Below are 18,671 nucleotides of genomic sequence, written 5' to 3'. Positions count from 1 at the left end.
GCCCTCGGCGGGCGGTTCCTCCGTCGGCGACACGGGCTCTGCTCGTCACAGGCGCTGCCGACCGGTCGCGGTGCTATGCCCTCGGCGGGCGGCCACCTCTTCGACCGAGAGGGGCGCGGCGGCGCGGGGTCAGGGCGCCGCCGGCCGGAACGTCACCCGGCACCGGTCTCGGCCGCTCGGGCGTGAGCCGCGAAGCGGCTCTGCAAGTCGGGCAGAACGGGGTAGACGGCGAACTCGTCGAGGCCCATCACGCGGGTCCAGCTTTCGGGTAAGCGGTGGCGCCACTGGGCGGCCAGCATCAGCGCCTCGACGCGGCGGACCTCCCTCCAGTCGCCGGGAACGGGCTCGCCCGCCCGCGTGCTCTGCTCGCGCTCCCAGGTCAGCAGCGCCTCGCCGAACGCGTCGAGCAGCTTCTGCATGCCCTCGTCGCCGACGCAGGCGACCCCGGCCCCGGGGTCGAGTGAGGCGGCGCGCTCGGCGGGGTCGAGCAGGTAGAGGGCGGGGGCGATGTGCACGCTGCCGAACCCCAGCGCCTTGCCCAGGCCGAGCTTGTGGGCGTAAAGGGGGTCGTGGCGGTCGCCGCCGCCGGCGGGGTTGCCCAGGTGCAGCGCCTGCAGCAGCGCCCCCACCTCGGCGTCGGTGAGGTTGGCGAAGGTGATCCGTCCGTGGAAGGCCGCCCCGGCGCGCACGGGCACCACGTCGCGGGTGGTGGGGCCCTCGGTGACACGGTCGGGGTGCAGGTGGGCGTAACGCTGCGCGGAGGCGGGCAGGGTGTCGTGGCGGTGCAGGTAGACCTTGTAGCCGCCCAGCCGGACGTCGCCCTCGTGCGACCAGGTCGCCAGGTCCGGCGCCTGGCCCCAGGTGGCCTCCGAGACCGGCTGGAGCAGGTAGTTGGCGAAGCAGCTGCGCTGGGGCGAGAGCAGTTCGACGCGCAACGGGTGCTCCATCCAGGCGTCGCCGGTCTCGTCGCAGACGGCCGAGCCCACCGACACCCGGCCGCGCGCGGCCGAGCCGGATCCGCTTCCGGGGGGAAGCAGGTCGACGTCGCCGAACAGGGCCCGCGGAACGTCCGGCGGGCGGCCGCTGCCCTCGGCGCGTGCGCGGGCGCGGGTGTGCACCTCCTCGGGAACGGCGCGACTGATCGGGTCGAACTCCCCGACGGCGACGCGGTAGCCGCCGGAGCGGCCGAAGGAGACGACGCGTCCCTCGGACTGCTGGTACCAGACGGGTTCGCCGCCGGCACGGGCCAAGCCGCCCTCGCGCGGCCGGATCGCGGCGGGCCGGTCGGGCTCCTCGGCGCCGGCGACCGCGGCGCCGGGCAGGTCGCTCCTGAAATTCCTGGCCTGGAACCGGGTGATCTGGTCGGCCGACTCCACGAGGTGGACCAGATGGGCAGGCACCGGCAGGCTGCGCCGGGGATCGGTGGCGGTGGGGAACAGGTAGGCGTTCTTGCGCTCGCCGGCGGCGCCGGTCAGCACCAGGACGCATTCGTGGGCCTCGAAGGCGACGTCCTCGATGCCCTCCAGGGCCCGGCCGTAGTCGTTGCGCCTGCCGCGCGCCGCCGAGCGGGCGCGCTCCCCCGAGGCACGCCGCATCGCCTGCTCGGCACCGGCCCGCTTGCGGATCCACCGCTCGCGCAGCCGGTCGCGCGCGGCCTCGCGGTGCCCGAACGCGGGCTCCTCGCCCGGCGGCAGCACCGCCATCGCCCAGAACCGGGTCTCGGCGACGGTGCGCCCGTGGACCCGGGGGCACAGCGCCACGACCGGCAGGTACTGGAACGCCCCGTGGAACTCGGCGGGAACGTAGCCGCCCGCGCCGTCGCCCGACTCGTGGGGCGGCAGCTCGAACTCGGGCAGCCCGGGAAAGCGGTGCAGGTCTTCGCGCAGGTCGGCCAGGCGGACCTGCACCGGGCGCTCCACGGGCAGCGGCCGGATCTCCCAGGAGCCGGCAGCGGGGTCGCGCCGCAGGAACCCCGCCTGCACGGAGGTGCCGGGCGGGGTCGAGGGGGCGCCGCCGCGGTCCCGGTACTGCCGGTGCAGGCGGCGCATGACGTGGCGGGCGCGCCGGTCGCTGTGGGAGGCGGCGGGCGCGCGGAAGAACAGCTGCGGGGTGTTGACGGGGCCGGTCTCACCGCCGGTGAGCACCCGCATCGTGTTGCGGATCAGCCCGCGCAGGGACGCACCGGGCAGCGCCGGACGGCCGTCGATGGTCAGCGACCGCTCGGGCGCACCGTCGCGGGTGGCGCCGACGAAGGTGGGCGTAAGGGTGCGCACGGTGATGTCGATCCACCCGGTGTTGGTGCCGGGGATGCGCTGGTCGTGCGCCGCCAGCAGGCGGTGCTGGGAGGTGCCCTCGCGCAGCACCGGCTCTTGCAGGCGCTCGGCGGGCATGGGGCGCTCGGGCAGCGGCACCAGCCCGTAGGGGGCGACCGCCTGGTGATCGCGCAGCGGGTCGGGCGGCGCCTCGGACGTGGGAGAAGCGCCGCCGCGCTCGTCGCGGCGCCTGGCGCGACCGCCGGGGGGCAGCGGTGCGGGCCGGCGCGCGGCGGCGGAGGCGCGGCGGCGCGGCATGGAGGCCGGCGAGGGGCGGGGGACGCCGGAGTGGGGCTGGTCGCTCACGGTGCCCTCCTAGCGGTGCGCATCGTCGGCGGCGTCGAGTCCGATCGGCGGCGTCGGTTTCGGCCCCGCGCGGTATTCGGTCAGCCGGTGGAAGGCCACCCCGACGGCCCCTGTTTCGGGATCCTCTGCCCAGTACTCTCGGACACTCACCCACGTGCCGACCGTCGCGGCCGCCGAGGCGCCCTCCGGGGGCGCGGCGATGTCGAAGTCGTGCCAGTTCACGGGGTGGCAGGCGGTGGCGCCGGAGAGCTCGCGGCCGATGCTGAAGGGGATGTCGCCGCCCAGGTCGCGGCTGGAGCGCGGCCCGGCGTGCCAGCCCGCGAGCAGGAACGAGCGGTCGCGCGGCCGCAGCCACGGCGGCAGTTCCCCGATGTCGGCGCTGTCCCGGGTGGCCCAGGCCTCCTCGGCTCCCTCGCCGATGTGGATCTGGGCCGAGGGGGAGAACACGGCCGCTCCGAGCAGCCGCCAGGCGTCGGCGCCACCGGGGTCCAGGGGCGGCGCCGAGAGGCGGGCGGTCTGCGGATCGTCGCAGGAGAGCCGCCAGGCGCCGCGGGGGCAGGCGCCGGTGATGCGGCCGTCGCCGAGCTCGGCCAGCAGCCACTGGGGTTCGCCGGGGGCCTGTGCCTCCAGCGCCGAGCTGCGCCGACCGTGCCCGAACAGGTCGCCGAGGAGGGCGGCCACCGTCTCGGGACCGAGCGGGCGGGTGTGGGCCCCGCGCGGTTCCGGCGCCTCCCAGATCCCGCCGTCGGGCGTGGGCGATGTGATCATCCGATGCCTTCCGTGGATTCTCCGCCTGCGCTTTCCCGCATCGCCGATCGCACTGCCGCAGGGCGGCCGTGGCGGCGGACGCCCTGCTGCCGGGACGGCGGCCGCGTACGGGGGCGCCCGCGCCGCGGACCGAGGTGCTCACGGATCGGCGCTCCGTCGCCGTCCGGCATCGGGCGCCAGGGCGGTGCGTAGTGCTGCCAGCCAGGACTCGGCCGCAGCGCGGTCGGCGCTTGCAGGGTCGTCGACAGCGGCGACCAGGTCGACCGGCTCCGCGTCCGCGCCGGGGCCGCGGCTGGTGAGTACGGCGCGGGAGACGGTGATGCGGCCGTGGCCGGCGCCGGTACCGCCGCCGACGGCGTCCATGGCAACCGTGTGCAGTTCGCGGACGATCAGGGCGAGCAGGCCGCGCACGGCGTCGTCGGGATCGGGCACGTCGAGAACGACTTCGGCGCTGCCTCCGGCGTGGACGTCGTCGGTGAGCAGGCTGGCGTCCACGCTGTCGCCGAAGAGCGCGTCGATGGTGACCCGGGTGGTGCGCTGGGGCGTGCCGCCGGTGAGCTCGGCCGCCCTGCGCAGCCGGACGGCCGAGGCCCGGGGCGCGCTCTGGACGTCGGCGTCGCCGCCCCACCAGCGGGCGTGGAGCCGCCGTGCCGCGCTGTCGTCGGACCACTCCCCCGCCGCGGCACCGGACTCGCCGGAGATGTCGCGCACCAGGCGCCGGCTCATCCGCTTGAACAGGGCGAAGAGCGCGGTGTCGCCCAGGGTGGGGCGCCACTGGACCGCGCCGTCGCCGCCGACCGCGGGCCGGCGCAGGTGGGCCCGATCGACCTCGCCCAGCGTGTCGAGGCCGGGCGCTTCGCCGACCAGGAGCAGGCCGGGGCGGTGCGCGTGCGCATCGGGGCCGGCGTCGGCGGGTCCGAGCAGCGCATCGGTGGGGCGTTCGGCCAGGTGCAGCGTCAGGGCCAGCTCGTCGCGGCGGCGGTCGTCGGTGCCGTAGTCGGCGAGGGTGCGGGAGTAGTCCGCGCCGACCGCGGCGGCCAGCGCCGGTTCGGTCTCCAGGCGCTCGGAGAAGAGCGCCGAAAGGCCGGTCTCGCGGGCGCCGGGCCGCGATCGGCACCGCTCGGCGACCGCCCGGTGGGCGCGGTCGCGGCGCTGCCGCCAGGTCAGGGCGTAGTAGTCGGCCCATCCCCGCGGTGTGCCCAGGTCGTGGCGGAGGGTGTGCCAGCCCTCGCAGGCGGCGGCGCCGTAGCCCCGCGCGGTGCGCGCGCCGATGGACACGCCGGGCCCGGTCCCGGCGAGCCCGTCGGCCGCCAGCGCGGCCAGCGCGAGCAGCCGGCCCTCACTCTGCCCCTCGCCGACGTGCAGTCGCAGGGTGAGGGTGAACGCCGTACCGGCGGGCAGGGTCTCCATCCGCCACACGGCGCCGGGAGCCGCGGCGCCGCTGCCGGGGTCGACGCGGTTGCCTGCGCGCACGGTGACGCCGGCTTCGGGCGGAAGCTCGGCTACGGCGTCGTCGATGTCGAGGGCGCTGGGCACCGAAGCGCCGGGGCCGGGTTCGGCGCTGCGCGGCGCGGCTTCGCCGAACAGCTCGGCCACGGCCGATGCGCGCTCGTCGCCGAGGCGTTCGGCCAGGTGGCGGCGGAGCAGCCCGGCCAGCGTCGTGGCCCGGAAGCGGGGGCGGCCGGTGGCCGGATCGCGGTCGAGCGGGGCGATGTCGGCGGTGGCGCGTGAGGTGTCGTCCGCGGAGCCGATGTGGGTGTCGCTGTGCAGCCGGATCCGCGCGGTCATCTCCCAGAGCACGCGCGGCCCGCCGGCAGCGCCCGCGGCGAAGTCGAGGGCGTCGTCGGTCCCGGTGTCGTCGCAGGGCCGCGGGGCCGCCGCCGGGTCCTCCTCGGGCCCGTTCACCGGGGCCCGCCTCGGAGGGCGCACAGCGCGGGCGGCTGCTCCCCGCAGCGGCGGGGCCGCGGGCCGATCCGGGCCGTGGCGGCACCGGCCGATGCCCGCGCCGGGCCCGGCCGCGGCCGAGCGGTCGCACACCGTCTCGGCAGGCGTTCGGGGAGCGTTCCCCGCGATCCCGATCGACCGCCGGTACCCGTGGTGTGACGTTCCCGCTGCGAGGTGGGACCGCGAGGTTCGCCGGCGCGACGAGCGCAGCAGCCGGGGGCGTCGATTCGCCCTGGAGGCGAATCGGCGTCTCCCGACCCGCTACGCGGGACAGCGAAGTCATCCCCGGCCTTCATGCCGGGGCGTCCTTCGGGAGTGTCGGTGAACGTCATCGGGCCTCCTCCCGATGAGCCGTGTCGCGTCCCGTCCATGCCGCCGCCAGCCAGGCGCCGACGAGCTGCAGCGACAGGCGCGCGACGACCTCGGGCCGCGCGGCCCAGGCCTCGACCGCCGCGCCGACGCCTTCGCCCGGCCGCCAGGCGAGGTCGACCGGCGCCAGGGCCCGGGCGAGCGTTTCGGTATCGGGGGCCGCGTGCCCCCACCAGGCGTGCGGGGTGCGCGCGGCGGCGTCGATCCACTGGGGCAGGGGCAGCTCCGCGGAACCGTGGGGCACCGTGGCGGCCTCCAGCTCGGTGCGGGCGGCTTCGGGCACGGGGGTGTGGGGGGCGGCGCGCTCGGCCTCGCCGGTGACCACGCCGGCCAGCCGGTGCAGCGCGGCGGCGGGCTCGGGCGCGGGCGCCGCGGCGACCTCGCGCAGCCGCCCGAGCAGGGTCGCGGCCGGCAGCCGGCTCGATCGCCGGACGAGGTCGCGAGCGCGGGCGCGGACCGGTTCGGCGGCGGCCCGGCTCAGCAGAGTGTCCTGCAGGCTCGCGACCGGCGAGCGGTCGGGGTCGGATGCGGCCTCGGCGGCGACCCACGCCGCATCGACCCGGGCGGGCGATCCGTCGGCGAGGGTCACCGTCCGGGCGCCGGGCCACCCGCCCGGCTCCCCTTCCGGCTCGGGGCGGGCGGCCGTGAAGCGGCGCCCGGCTTCGGGACGGGCGGTGCGCGTGTGCGCGAGCGGCGGCTGCTCGGCGGGGGCGGAACCGGGTGCGGGGACCGGGATCAGGGCGGCGGCGCCGTGGCCGTCGGCGGCGCGCCGACCCAGCGGGCGGGCCTCCAGCGCCCGGATCTCCTCCAGGCCGATGTCGCGCAGGGCGCGCAGCCGCACCACCGAGCCCGGCGCCGCGGTCCACTGCTCGGCCATGGGCCCCCGGTACATGCGGTGGTAGGCCCCGAAGGCCTCCTGGTGGACGTGGGCGCCCACGGTCGCGGCGGCCGCGGGGCCCAGGACCTCCGCCGCGGCCCGCTCGGCCGCACGCGGCAGCGCGGCGGGGCTGGGCCGGCCCAGGTCGTCGTCGATGCAGGCGGGGGCCAGAAGCAGCAGGTCGCGTTCCTCTCCGCGCCGCCAGGTGGAGCGGCCGGCGTCGACGCGGTCCTCCAGCAGCGCCGCGCCACCGGCTGCGGAGGGGGTCGCGCGGATGCCGCCGCCGTGCGCGCGGGTGCCGCCCGATCCCAGGGAGAGGAGTCCGTCGGCTGCGCCGAGGACGGCTTCGACCTGCTCGGCGAGGTCCTCGGCCGCGGCGCGGGTGGGGGCGCTGATCTGCCAGCGGGCCTCGAACACCTGCCCGGGGTCGAGGCTGGTGGTGAAGTAGGGGACACCGTGGCGGCCGGCGTCGCGCCGGGCCACGCCCAGGTACTGCTCGGTGCGGGTCAGGGGGGCGGCGCGGCGGGCGAGGTCGGGGGTGACGTGGCCGGTGAGCGTGCGGTAGGCGCCCGTGGCCGAGGCGGGGGCGGCCAGCAGGTCGGCGAGGCCCCCCGCGGGGGTGTGCACATGCCAGCAGCGCGGCGCGGGCACGGTCTGCGCGCTGCCGGAGTCGTCCTCCAGCAGCGGGAAAGCGGGGGCGAAGCGGAGCGCGGTACCGCGCGCGATCCAGGGCTCGACCAAGTCCCCGCGGCCGGCGTGGTGCAGGGCGGCGGCGAGCATTCCGCGCTGGGCCCGGCCCGTGACGGCGTGGGCGGTGGTGATGCGCAGCGGATCGTAGTCCGAGCGTACGACGAGCGACTCGGTGAGCACGTAGCGCAGTCCGAGATAGGCGCGCACGGATTCGCCCGCGCCGCCGGTGCGGTCGTCGGGATGGGGCTCGGCGATCGTCACATCCTTCTTTCTCGGACACTCCCTCCGCTCTCGATCCCCGTGTCGACGTCCGCCCAGGCCAGAGTGCGGGCATGCGCCGCGTCGGCCTCGGCGTCGGAGGTCTCGGCCAGGCGGGCGTCGAGCCGGCCGCGGCCGCGCCCGGCCTTGAGCCCTGCCTGGGTGAAGGCCAGTGCGGCCCGGGCCAGGCAGCGCACCTCCTCGGGCCCGGGAGTGCGGGTCCACCGCAGCGGGGCGGTGAGCCGCAATCCGGCGTCGACGACGCGGACGGTGCGCAACCGCGCGTCTGCGGACGCCCCGGCGCCGTCGATCGCCACGCCGCTCTCCACGGAGGTGAAGGCGTCGGTGACGGCGCGCACGAGGGTGCTCGCGGCGTCTCCGGATCCCTCGCCGGCGCGCTGCTCCAGAGCCCAGGCGACCGCGGCGCGCACCGGTTCGGACGGGGCGGCGTGGCCGATGCGCAGGATGCGGCCGGGGCCGTGCTTGCGGGAGGCTCCGAAGAGCGACCGGGCGGCCGGCAGCAGCGCGGGGTCGGCGCGCACCGCGCTGACGGCGGCGTCGCGCAGCCGGGCGGCGATGCGCTGGCGGGGCAGGTAGGGCAGCCCGTGTGCGTCGGTGACCACGTCGGAGTCGGCGGCGGTACCTGCGGCGCTGGTGCCGGCGAAGACCGCCGGCGAGGCGAGGTCCAGCAGCAGGAACGCGGGCGCGTCCCGCTCGCCGGTCCGGCCGCCGGGCGCTGCGCCGGAGGGGGAGGCTGCGGCCGGGTCGGTGTCGGCGGCGGTCACGGGCGCATCGCCTCCGTTCCCTCGTCCGGGGGCGGGTGATGGGTCAGACCGACGTCCAAGTGCAGGTCGAGCAGTGCGAGGGCGTCCAGGAGCAGAGCGCGGGAGAAGGGGTCGGGCAGGCGCACGGGCATGCCGAGGTCGCTGCGGCGCTCCAGTTCGGGGGCGGGGTCGCGGCCGTCCTGCAGCAGTGGAGCCAGGCGTGACAGCAGCCAGGACCGCTGCTCGCTGAGGTCCGCGCCGCGCAGGCTTCCGCGGGCGCGGGGGTCGAGGTAGTCGCGCAGGAACGCGTGGAACTCGGCGCCGGTCATGGGCAGGGCCGTGCGTCCGGATCCCCCGGGCGCGGACGGACCGCGGTGCTCGCGCAGCCGGGCGACCACCCTGGCAGGGTCGTCGAACTCGTGCGACCAGGCCACGGTGTGGTCGTCGAGGCGTTGGGCGGCCTGCTTGCGGTGGTCCTTGGCCTCCTCGCACAACGCGGCGCAGATGTCATAGCCCACCGAGAGCGGTGCGCCCACGGGCTGCACCGCGATCCCGACACCGGCCGAGGGCACGCCCGTGGTCCGGCCCGTAGCGCCCAGGCGGCGGGTCCAGGGCGGGGTCCGGTCGCGGCGCGCCATGGGGGCGCGCGGGTCGCCGGGGCTCAGCGACGCGGGGTCGGCGTCCAGCCAGTCGAGCGCGAACCGGGTGGCGCTCCAGGCCAGCCGGGCGTCGCAGATGACGGTGAGGTCGTCGCCGGCCACCACGACAGGGCGCACCGGGACGTAGACGGTGCCGCGCACGGTGTGGGGGCGAAGCCGCCCGCCGGCGCCGTGCCCCTCGATGACGGGCTCGCCGGTGCCGGCGTCGGTGCCGACGGCGGCGGCGACCGAGCGGATGAGTGCGCGGGCCAGCCCCTCGGTGAGCCGGGCGATGTCGGCGGAGACGGCGCGCATGCCCGCCGACACGTCGGCTCCGGACTCCTGAAGGCGGCTGTGGTGGTCCTTCAGCAGGTCGCCGAGGCCGTTGAAGTCCAGGTGCACCACCGCCAGCCGGCTGACGTCGCCGATCTCGCGGCCGAGGTGGTCGACGTCGGTGGGCAGTTCCAGCCGCCGGATCCCGGGGGGCGGTGCGAGTCCGCTCAGCCAGGCGCGGCTGTTGTCATCGTGCCACCTCCGGGCCCGGGTCCGAGCGGTGACGACGTCGCGGGCGGTGCGTTCGCGCACGGGTCCGCGGTCGCGGGTGCGGTCCAGCAGCTCGGCGGGGCGGCCGGTGATGTCGCAGGCGGCGGTGACGCCGAGTCCCGGTGCCGGCAGGTGTCCGGGAACCGGGCGGGCGCGGGCGCCCTGCAAAGCGGCGGGCAGCAGGCGCAGCGCCTCGGCCTGGTCGGCGGGACGACCGGCTCCGCCGTAGGCGACGTGCGCGGTGACGGGGGTCAGCCGGTCGGAGATGTCGCGCATCCGGCGCGTATAGCGGCCGGTGAAGGCGCGGGCGTCTTCGGCGGCCCGGTCGGGGTGGGTGAAGGCGACGTAGAGCGCGCCGCCGGCGTCGCGCAGCACGGTGCGGTGCTCGGGGGCCACTTCGGCGAGCAGCGGGGCGATGTGCGGACCGGCGGTGTCGGTGAGGTCGGCGACGAGGGTGGCGCGGCCGATGGCGTCGAGCAGTCGGCGTCCCTCGTAGATGAACCGCTGGATGCCGGCGAGGTCGACGCCGACGAGCACCCCGTGCGGCGGCTCGTCCGCCCCGCCGTGCGGTGCGGACGCGGCCCCCGGCGCGGCGGCGGGCTCGGCGGCGCTCATGGGTCTGCCTCCTGATGGGGTGTGAGCCTGAGGGCGGACAGGTGGGCCTGCAGCGCGGTGCGGAACGCGGCGGTTCCCGGCTCGGCTGACACCACTCTCGGACGCCGAGTGTCCTCATGGCCGGTGACCTGCTCGGCGGGGGGTCTCCGATCACCGGAGTCGGGGGCGCCCCCGTCGGCCCGCCACCACGAGAACCAGTCGATGAGCTCCAGCGCGCGGGCCGGGTCGCCCTCGCCGGGCCGGTGCAGGGCGAGGGTGAGTCCGGCGGTACCGCAGCGGACGTTGAGCAGCGCGGCGGCCGCGAAGACGTCGTGGGCCCAGCCTCCGGCACCGGTGTCCTGCTCGACGTGCACGTCTTTGGATGTGAAGTAGCGCAGCCGCGTCCGGCGGGGGGCGCTGAGGCCGAGGGCGCGGTCGGCGGCGGTGAGGACCAGGGTGGGGCGCTGCGGCGCGGAGTACTGCGGCAGCGGCGGCGCACCGGCGACGGCGGTCTCGTCGACCCAGGCCGCGACCTCGGCGGGGGCGGCCAGCTCGCGCACCTGCTCGGCTGCGGCGTCGATCAGGGGGGCGTCGATCTGGCGTGCGGCGACGCCAGGGTCGATTGCCTCGCTGAGCGTGCCGCCGAGGAAGCGGTAGCCCCGCAGCAGGTGGCGCCATTCGACGGCGGCGGGCGGGTGGTGGCCTACGGGCCCGTGCGTGCGGCAGGAGACGCGCCGGGTGAGCGGTGAGACGTAGATCAGGCAGCCGTCGCGCTCGTGGGCGGCCAGCGCCAGGCCCGTGCTCATCGCCTTGGTGCCGGTGGTGATGTCGGCGACCACGGGGGTGCCGGGTGTCCGATACAGGTCGATCTTGGCGCGGGCGCGGGCGGCGGTGTCGGCGACGTCTGCCGCGTCCACGGCGGCCTCGGCGAACTTGACGCGATCGGGATAGCCGTCGCGGCGCAGGCGCTGGGCCAGGCGGCGGCGGTTGAGGCGCTGGAACTCCTCCGGCTCCTCGCCGGCCAGCAGGGCGCGGCGCACGCTGGAGTCGAGGGCGGACAGCTCCTTCTCGCTCTGGCGGGTGAACAGCATGACGGCCCGGCCGGGCAGGCAGGCGCGGGCGGCGGCCAGGACGGGCAGGCGGTTGCCGCCCAGGCCCGTCAGCAGCAGCGGCGCAGGACCGCCTGAGCCGTTCGGGTCGGCGGGGCAGTGCCCGCCCTCGGCGCCGCCGGGGGCGGGCACCCGAGGGGCGGCCCGGTGCGCGGAGGAGGGCTCGCCGCTTCGGCTTGCGGCCGCGGCGCGCGCGGTGGCGGACGCGCCTCTCGGGGGCGGGGCGGCGGGGAAGAAGCTCTCGATCAGCCGGCGGGCGCTGCCGAAGTCGCGGGAGGAGAGCTCGCCGAGGCTGCGCACGTGCAGCGGTGCACCGCTGAGTTCGGGGTCGTAGGCGGCGATGCGTTCGATGGAGCAGTCGCCCTTGGCGCCCTCGTGCACGAACAGCACCCGGGCCGCGCCGCCGAAGGCGCGCTGGGCCTTGGTCAGGGTCCATCCGGCGGCGTCGGGGATGTGGGAGGGGTCGCGCTTGACCTCCACGCACAGCACGCGGTGGCGGTAGCGCACGATGAGGTCGAAGTCGCCGATGGAGTCGCGCTCGCTGCGCGGGTCGGGCATGACGCGGTTGCCCAGCACCTCGGCGCCGGACACAGGGGCCAGCCTGCGGCGGAACAGTGCGAGCACCCGCGCCTCGGCCATGTCGCCGCTGGTCAGCGTGGCGCGGACGTCCCCTCCGCGCAGCCAGGCCTCCTGGGCGCCGGTCCGGTCTCCCGGGCGCAGTTCGACGCCGTGCAGTCCGGCCAGCTCGCCGGCGCTGAGTGCGCTGCTGTCGATGCCGGCGTCGTGGCGGGAGCCGTCGGTGAAGCGCAGCGTCTCGGAGGTGGCGTCGAGGTAGCTGCGCCAGCGGTGGCGCTCGGGGAAGCGCTCGACGTGCGCCAGCACGGCGTGGGCGCTCATCACCTTGCTGCCACCGGTGTAGCACAACCGCCAGTCGTCCTGCAGATCGGCGGAGAGCGCTGCGAAGCGTGCTGCCACGGCGTGGAAGTCGAAGACGTCGCCGCCCACGTCGAAGCGCCGGACGACGCCGATGTCCGGGCACAGCCGGCGCGCGGCGTCGGCGATCCGGGCGGCCCGCCGGGCGGTGTCGCTGCTGTGCACGAGCACCAGCCGGCGCGGAGCGAAGGTCAGGGCGGCCAGCAGCGCCGGGGTGGGGCTGGTCCCTGCCAGCACCACCAGGGTCGCGGGGGTGTCGTCGCCGGCGCCGCCGGGATCACCGGAAAGATCCGCTCTGGGTCCCATAGGTCCATTTCACACTGTCGCGCGCCGGTCCGGGGAGCATGCGGCGCCGCCGTCCGCGGTTTCCTCGATCCACCAGAAGCCACTCGTTTAACGCCTGTGTCCGAGAGAGGTGCTGTGTCGGAGGTGATCGCCCATAGGAACCGTAACGGGTCCTCCCGCCTGATGGCGGGGGCTTTCAGTCCAGGCGGCCGAGACCCGCCGTTACCAGCACAAGCCGACGCCCGAAGGGAGGTGACCCGGTTGGCGACGTTCCACACAGGACCACAGCCCCACCGGGCCGTGCCTCCTCAGCTGCCTGCTCCGGCCCCGGCCCCCGTCCGCCTCCGCTCCCGCGGCGGATCCGCGCCTGACGAAGCGGTCCGGATGCCACACCACCGGAAAGGAGGGAGCGGCTTCCTCCCGGCCCGAGGGCCTGGGGATCCGCCGCAGAACCCCGATGACCTAACCCCTCGACCCCCTCGGACCCGCACGCCAGGCCCGCACCGGACTCCGATGCGGGCGACGAGACCGCAGGCGCCGCCTTCGCCGCCGCTGCGGCCGGAAGGAGGAGCGGTGAGACATCGACTTCAGGCAGGGAACCACGCGCCGACCGCACCCGGTTCTTCCCGCCCCGCCCCGATCGACCAGGGCCCGGGGTCCGGTGGTCGCGCCGGGTTCCGCCTGCGGACCCGGCAGACGGGATAGCACCAACCGCCGCACGTCTCTCGCGTCGATCAGGGAAGGCTCGTAGCCCCGGCGGACGGGACAGCGACCGCGCAGAGAACGGCCCTGACTGCTTCTTCGTCGTCCGACCCCGGTTGACGGGATAACAACGCCAGTTGTTGACGGACGCTTCCAGGGCCGACTCCTCCCCGGCAGACGGAATGGGACCGGCACCGGCACCGGTCGGGGCTCCACCCGGCCAGGCCCTTGCCCCCGGCCCTGACAACCAACACCTGGCTCGCCTGCGGATACCAGCGCCGGCCCGATCCCGGCAGACGGAATTGGCCGGCCCGGGCGCCGGGCACGCCCGCGCGCCGCACGGCATGGGCGGTTCCGGTCCCAGGACGCATACCGCCCTGGGACCGGAACCGCCTGATGCGCTTGTGCCTGCTCCTTCGCTCCGGTCGGCGCGGGCGCCGTGGGATCCCGCTCAGCCGTTCCTGCGCCCGAGCGCCTTGCAGCCGACGATCGTGCCGTCGGACGAGCGCACCAGGTCGGTCGGCACCAGCAGGTCGGTGCGCTCGGGATGGGCGAGTGCGACCGTGGAGGAGACGATGTACCAGACCCCCAGGGCCGGGGCGGGCAGCATGGCGCGGCCGTAATCCTCGGAGAACACGGGGATCCCCCCGATCCGGCCGATCTCGCAGCGGTCGACGGCCACGCGCACCGGCTTGTCCGCAGCTGGGCAGCGGACGACGACACGGTCGTCGGAATCGAAGATCGTCACCTCATGCGGTGTCAGATTGACCAGCGGAACACGCATACTTCCCTCTCACACCCCGAGCCGGCCGAGCGCACCGAGCAGACCCAGCATGCTGCGCGATCGCCGGAGGCGGCGCCGGGTCAGTCGAACAGCAACCCGTCAAACCCCTGTTCCTGATGCTCCGCGTGCACCGGGCGCGCAGACCGCGGCCTCCGGCGGTCGCGGGCAGAGGGCCGCCGCCGCCCGGCTGCCGTGTCGCCGCCTGCCGTGAGCGTGTCCGCGCGCAGTGCACCGAAGCCCTGCGCTGTGTACTTGCCCACTCCGGTCAGCTCGATCAGTTCCAGCAGTGCGGCGAAGTCGGCCAGGAGGCGGCTGTCGCTGCCGCGGGGCAGCGCCAAGCGCAGCCCGCCCTCCCAACCGAGCACGGTCCGGCCGGCCGGACCGGGGTGCTCGGTGGCCCGGATGGGAGCGGAGTCGTCGGGCATCCGGCGCAGCTGCGCGGTGACCTCGTCGATGCGGCGCAGCCACGGCTCGGCGAGCTCGCGCGGGGCGAAGCGCGCGACAGCCCCCACGGCCCCGCTGCCGCTGAGCCGGCCGTCGGCGGCGCGGTGGACCACGCCGAACAGCAGCCGCGGTCCCGGCCAGGCCTGGAAGCTGTCCTCTCCGTCGTAGTTGCGGGCCAGCGACACGACCGGGCTGAGTGTGTGCAGCGACGCCGCGTGGGCGAAACGGCGGGGCTCGGTGAGGACGGCGGCGTAGTCGCGCGTGTGCACCTCGGTCACCGACAAGGGCTCCAGCAGGTGGTCGCCCACCCGCTGCACACGCCCGACGAGGTCGGCCGGCGCGGTCTCGGGCGGGGTGTCGTCCAGCCAGGTCAGCGACCACACCCACAGCCGGTCGGCCAAAGGCTGGGGCCAGCCGTTCATCGCCCACTTCTTGGCCGCGCCGTGCTCGGCGTCGGACTGGGGCCACCAGGTGTTCAGCAGCCCGTGGCAGTCGACGGCGCGCACGGGCCGGGCCGCGTCGGCGTGATCGCGCAGCACCAGCGTCCAGCGTCGCGGCATCGTCACTCCCCCTTTGTCGCCGAGCTGCCTCGGCCGTCGTGGGCGCCCTTCTCATCAGGCCCGAGCACCCATAGCTCTCGGACAGCACCGGTGCGCAGCGCGGCGCTGTCCTGGCCGGGTGCGGCGTGCTCGGCCGTCCGAGAGGTGTCGGCACACCTGCACCGCCGGCCCCGGCACAACGCGCTCGAGTGATCAGGACGGAGCCGCCCGCGCATGAGTCCCGCAGACGACCACAGCGACCCGCCGAACCGCGGAGTACCGCGTCCCCGCGACTGGATGGACGCCTACATACACTTCCGGCTCGCGGCGCTCGATCCCGACCTGGAGGAGGTGGGCGATCCCGAGGAGGCGCCCGAGGCCGACGGCGGGCCGCAGAGCCGTGATCAGACTCCGCCGGTGCCCGAGGTCACCGCCGAGGAACTGGCCGCCCACCTCGCGCATCTGGCCGAGCGCTACCGGCGCCGCCCGCAGCGCTGATACCGGCCCGCTTGAGCCTGCCCGACCGCGAAGTCTTTGCCGTTCCTTGACTCCAGACGCGCGCGGACCCTACCTTCGTAATGGACCACGCGCGTTGCCAGGGCGGCGTTCGCAGCGTCAGCCGACGTGGGTGTGTCACCGGCGCGATCGACCTTCTTCTATGCACTTTCCCGGAGGAGCTGGGGAAGAGCCTCAGCCCCGTGTCGACGGGGAGAAGAAGGATCTTGAGCACGCGCTGCCTGTTCACGGACCTTTTCGGTTCGACCGCGTTCCTGTACGCCATGACCCGTGCCTTCGGCTGCGGCCGGTGCGAGCCCGCGCGGCAGCGGAACGCGCCCGAGACGCTGCAGAGCTGCGACCGCCACGCTGCGCAGTTCGACTCCGCCCTGACCCTGCTGAGCGAGCACTGCCCCTGCGACAGGCACGGCGGGGGCGGTTCCAAGATCACCGCCCGCATGAACGAGGTGCACGCCGCGCTGGAGGCGGGCGAGACCGCACCGGCCAAGGTGCGCCGCCTGGTCTTCGCGCTGCGCGACGCCGAGACCGACCGCGCGTTCTCCCGGCTGCGGCTGGTGTTCCCGCAGTGGTCCGGCCGCACCTTGCGCTGCGCCTTCTCCGAGCGGCCGCGGCGCTGGGCGCGCCAGCACGCGGTCTCCGACCGGGTGGCGCCCGGCGTCGTCGAGCAGGAGGCGCTGGCCGCTCTGGTCCTGGCCGCCGGCTTCGGCCACCCGGCGGTGGACCTGCCTGACGAGCAGCCCGACGAGCCCGTCGAAGCAGCCCTGCCCGGCGACCACGGCTTCACCCGCGAGTCGGGGGCGGTGCCGGTGGCCGACCGCGCGGGCCGGGCCGTGGCGGCGTGCCGGGAGCGTCCCCTGGTTTCGGTGCCCACAGCCGAGTACCTGCTGCGCAAGCTGCACGAGCTGGCCGACGGCGTCGATGCCGAGCGCGCCCGTACCGCGGACGAGCTGCGCCGCGTGGGATTGCGCGAGTCGCTGCGCGGGATGGGGCCCGAAGACCTGGCGCGGGTCCTCACCGAGGTGCTGCGCCGACTCGCCGAGCGCCTGCCGGAGCACTTCGAGCTGCTGGAGCGGGCGCGCGGCCGGGCGCGCAGCGCCCCCTACCACCCGGTCTCCGACCCGGCGCCCGGCCCCGCCGTGCCCCAGCCGCCCGAGCGCCCGCGGGCGGAGGACCTGCCCGAAGGGGAGCAGGACTGGCTGCGCCGCACCGCCTGGACGCTGGTCACCCAGGCCCGTGAGAACCCGGTCTACTACGCCACCAGCCCGGTCACGGCGCTGGACCGGTTCCTCGACACCCACCTGCGCGCCCGCCCCGAGGCGATCCCCTCCGCCTGGGCGCAGGCCGCCCACGACGACGACACCCGCGCCGACCTCCTCGACACCCTGGTCGACCTGGTGGCGGCGGTGGAGTGAGCCGACCGCCCGGCCGCCCGGAGGAAGGGGCCGGGCGGCCGGGCCGGGCCGCGGCGTCCGGTCCACTCCGCACACCGGGGGATAGCGTAGATTCGGGCGGTGGGCGGCACCCCTGACCACGGCACGGCGATCCGTTTCGTACAGGTGTATGATTCCCCCACGAGTACGAACCGGCACCCACTACCGAAGGGACGCACCGCCGTGGTCACCGAGGTCCTCACGCTGAAGTATTGCGACATGCACGCCGTCCGCGAAGAGAAGGTCGAGGCGACCGACGTCGTCCAGTTCGCCTGGGAGGGGACCGTTCGCGAGGTCGACGCCTGCGACGACTGTAAAAAGGAGCACGAGACCCGCTACGAGCCGCTGGTCGACTACTCCCGGCCGGTGAAGAAGCGCCGCGCCAAGAAGACCGAGGCCAAGACCGGCGCCTCCGGCGGCTCCTCCGCCGATCCCTCCTCGGACGACTCCTCCTCGGAGGACTCCGAGTCCTCCGAGTCCTCCGAGTCCTGAGACTTCCGCTCCCGCACGGACGGGAGCGCTGACGTCGGCCGGTCGCCGGAGCGGTGGCGCACGCTCCGGCGACCGGCCTCTCCCGGCCCGCCGGGCTGATGAGGGCGCGGCCGCTCGGGCGGCTTCGAGCGGCCCGGACGAAGCGGCGCAGGACAGCACCGCGCCGTCGCCCGCACCCGCGGCGGGGCGGATGGGCGGGGGAGGTCGGCGCCCCATATCGCCGGCCTCCCCCGCCTTTTCTCAGGAGGGCTCGTCGATCAGGCCGCCCCGGGGGCTCCCGGCCGGCTCATCAGCTCGGCCAGTCGGCCGCCGCGCGGGGCCGGGACGGCGCCGGCCACCGGGAGGCGGGCCTGCACCACACCGTGGCGCGGCGGGCGGATCTCCGCGCCCATACGCCGCATGATGCGCTGCATCGCCCGGTTGCCGGTCACCGTCTCGGCGCGGACTTCGGCCAGGCCCCAGTCGGCGGCGACGGCGGTCAGCGTACGGGCGAGCGCGGTGCCCACTCCCCGCTGCTGCCAGGTGTCCTCGACCAGGAAGGCCACCTCGCCCACGCCCGGGTCGAGCGTGTACATCAGGTGCGCCAGCGCGATCGGCTCGCCGCCCTCTTCCGGCCGCGCGAGCAGCGTCAGCCCGTGCTCGGGGTCGCAGAACGCCCCCAGCATGCCCGGGGGCAGCCGCCGCAGGCTGGAGAAGTACCGGCCGCGCGTCGTCTCGGGCGAGCAGCGGGCGTGCAGGCGCTGGATGGCCTCGGCGTCCTCCGGGCAGGCCTGGCGCACGTCGAGGCGGGCTCCGCCGCCGGTGGAGACCGTGCCGTCGGTCGGAACCGGCCCGGTGGGCGGCAGTATCGAGCGCACCAGGGCGTCGGCGCGTGCGGACTCGGTCCACGTGAAGGGCCGGTCCGGGCGGCGCAGCCGGACGCCGCGCAGCGGACCGGCGGGCACCACCAGGGTCGTCTCCGGCTCCTCGGGGAACTCCGGCACCGGGCGGGTGAGATTGGTCCAGCGAGCGTCATCGGCCATCAGCAGCTCACCCAGCGCCTCGGGCAGCCGGTTGGGCGCGCTGCGCAGCCGGGCGGTGAGCAGAAGCGCCTTGGTGACGTCGTCGCCGACCTCGCGCGGCTGTGCGGGGACGGCGTCGACCGACTCGGTGACGCTGCGCTGGGCGACCTCGCGCAGCAGAGTGCGGTGCTCCCCCGGAACGTCGACGAGGAACTCGTCCACCACGCCGGCGGCGTCGGCGTGGATCGACAGCCCGACGACGTCGCCGCCGTGGGCCGCCATGGCGCCGACCACGGCGGCGAGTCGGCCGGGACGGTCTTCGACGACGGTGCGGATGCGCCACAGGCTCATGCTGTCCCCCTTCGCGGGTGGG

At 76.0% G+C, this 18,671-nt stretch carries 13 protein-coding genes; 3 read left to right on the top strand and 10 right to left on the bottom strand.

The window, feature by feature from the left end:
- Window positions 1-152 precede the first annotated feature (152 nt).
- The 9 genes from LP52_RS07335 to LP52_RS07295 form a co-directional block, all read right to left on the bottom strand.
- A complete protein-coding gene (locus LP52_RS07335) occupies window positions 153-2,618 on the bottom strand; it encodes a TIGR03986 family type III CRISPR-associated RAMP protein (protein ID WP_238580777.1) in 2,466 nt (821 codons plus the stop codon).
- Between the two features lie 9 nt (window positions 2,619-2,627).
- Window positions 2,628-3,386 carry a hypothetical protein gene (locus LP52_RS07330; RefSeq protein ID WP_052809558.1) on the bottom strand — a complete coding sequence of 253 codons (759 nt, stop codon included), beginning with the start codon at window positions 3,384-3,386 and terminating at the stop codon, window positions 2,628-2,630.
- Window positions 3,387-3,524: 138 nt separating this feature from the next.
- A complete protein-coding gene (locus tag LP52_RS07325) occupies window positions 3,525-5,291 on the bottom strand; it encodes an RAMP superfamily CRISPR-associated protein (RefSeq protein ID WP_238580776.1) in 1,767 nt (588 codons plus the stop codon).
- Between the two features lie 367 nt (window positions 5,292-5,658).
- Window positions 5,659-7,527: a hypothetical protein gene (locus LP52_RS07320; protein WP_052809557.1), complete on the bottom strand. Its 1,869-nt coding sequence runs from the start codon at window positions 7,525-7,527 to the stop codon at window positions 5,659-5,661.
- Window positions 7,524-8,309: a hypothetical protein gene (locus LP52_RS07315; RefSeq protein WP_238580775.1), complete on the bottom strand. Its 786-nt coding sequence runs from the start codon at window positions 8,307-8,309 to the stop codon at window positions 7,524-7,526. Before LP52_RS07315 ends, LP52_RS07320 begins: the two co-directional genes overlap by 4 nt.
- Window positions 8,306-10,084: a hypothetical protein gene (locus LP52_RS07310; RefSeq protein ID WP_084722989.1), complete on the bottom strand. Its 1,779-nt coding sequence runs from the start codon at window positions 10,082-10,084 to the stop codon at window positions 8,306-8,308. Before LP52_RS07310 ends, LP52_RS07315 begins: the two co-directional genes overlap by 4 nt.
- Window positions 10,081-12,411, bottom strand: coding sequence for a hypothetical protein (locus LP52_RS07305; RefSeq protein ID WP_052809556.1), 2,331 nt, complete (start codon window positions 12,409-12,411; stop codon window positions 10,081-10,083). Before LP52_RS07305 ends, LP52_RS07310 begins: the two co-directional genes overlap by 4 nt.
- Window positions 12,412-13,543: 1,132 nt before the next feature.
- Complete coding sequence (locus tag LP52_RS07300; protein WP_040271854.1) at window positions 13,544-13,876, bottom strand: hypothetical protein; 333 nt, start codon at window positions 13,874-13,876, stop codon at window positions 13,544-13,546.
- A gap of 80 nt (window positions 13,877-13,956) precedes the next feature.
- Complete coding sequence (locus tag LP52_RS07295) at window positions 13,957-14,880, bottom strand: CRISPR system precrRNA processing endoribonuclease RAMP protein Cas6 (RefSeq protein WP_052809555.1); 924 nt, start codon at window positions 14,878-14,880, stop codon at window positions 13,957-13,959.
- Between the two features lie 213 nt (window positions 14,881-15,093).
- Between LP52_RS07295 and LP52_RS07290 the strand changes: the two genes are divergently transcribed.
- The 3 genes from LP52_RS07290 to LP52_RS07280 all read left to right on the top strand — a co-directional run bounded on the left by LP52_RS07290 (window position 15,094) and on the right by LP52_RS07280 (window position 17,297).
- Window positions 15,094-15,357, top strand: coding sequence for a hypothetical protein (locus tag LP52_RS07290; RefSeq protein ID WP_040271853.1), 264 nt, complete (start codon window positions 15,094-15,096; stop codon window positions 15,355-15,357).
- A gap of 224 nt (window positions 15,358-15,581) precedes the next feature.
- Window positions 15,582-16,787, top strand: a complete 1,206-nt coding sequence (locus tag LP52_RS07285) for a hypothetical protein (protein WP_040271852.1) — start codon at window positions 15,582-15,584, stop codon at window positions 16,785-16,787.
- A gap of 201 nt (window positions 16,788-16,988) precedes the next feature.
- Window positions 16,989-17,297, top strand: a complete 309-nt coding sequence (locus LP52_RS07280) for a hypothetical protein (protein WP_040271851.1) — start codon at window positions 16,989-16,991, stop codon at window positions 17,295-17,297.
- Window positions 17,298-17,554: 257 nt separating this feature from the next.
- Here LP52_RS07280 and LP52_RS07275 read toward each other — a convergent pair whose 3' ends face one another.
- A complete protein-coding gene (locus tag LP52_RS07275) occupies window positions 17,555-18,649 on the bottom strand; it encodes a GNAT family N-acetyltransferase (protein ID WP_040271849.1) in 1,095 nt (364 codons plus the stop codon).
- Between the last annotated feature and the right edge of the window lie 22 nt (window positions 18,650-18,671).

The organism is Streptomonospora alba (assembly GCF_000826685.1).
Lineage (GTDB): Bacteria > Actinomycetota > Actinomycetes > Streptosporangiales > Streptosporangiaceae > Streptomonospora > Streptomonospora alba.
Note: the sequence above shows the minus strand (reverse complement) of the source record. Positions and strands in the feature narration are given on the sequence as shown.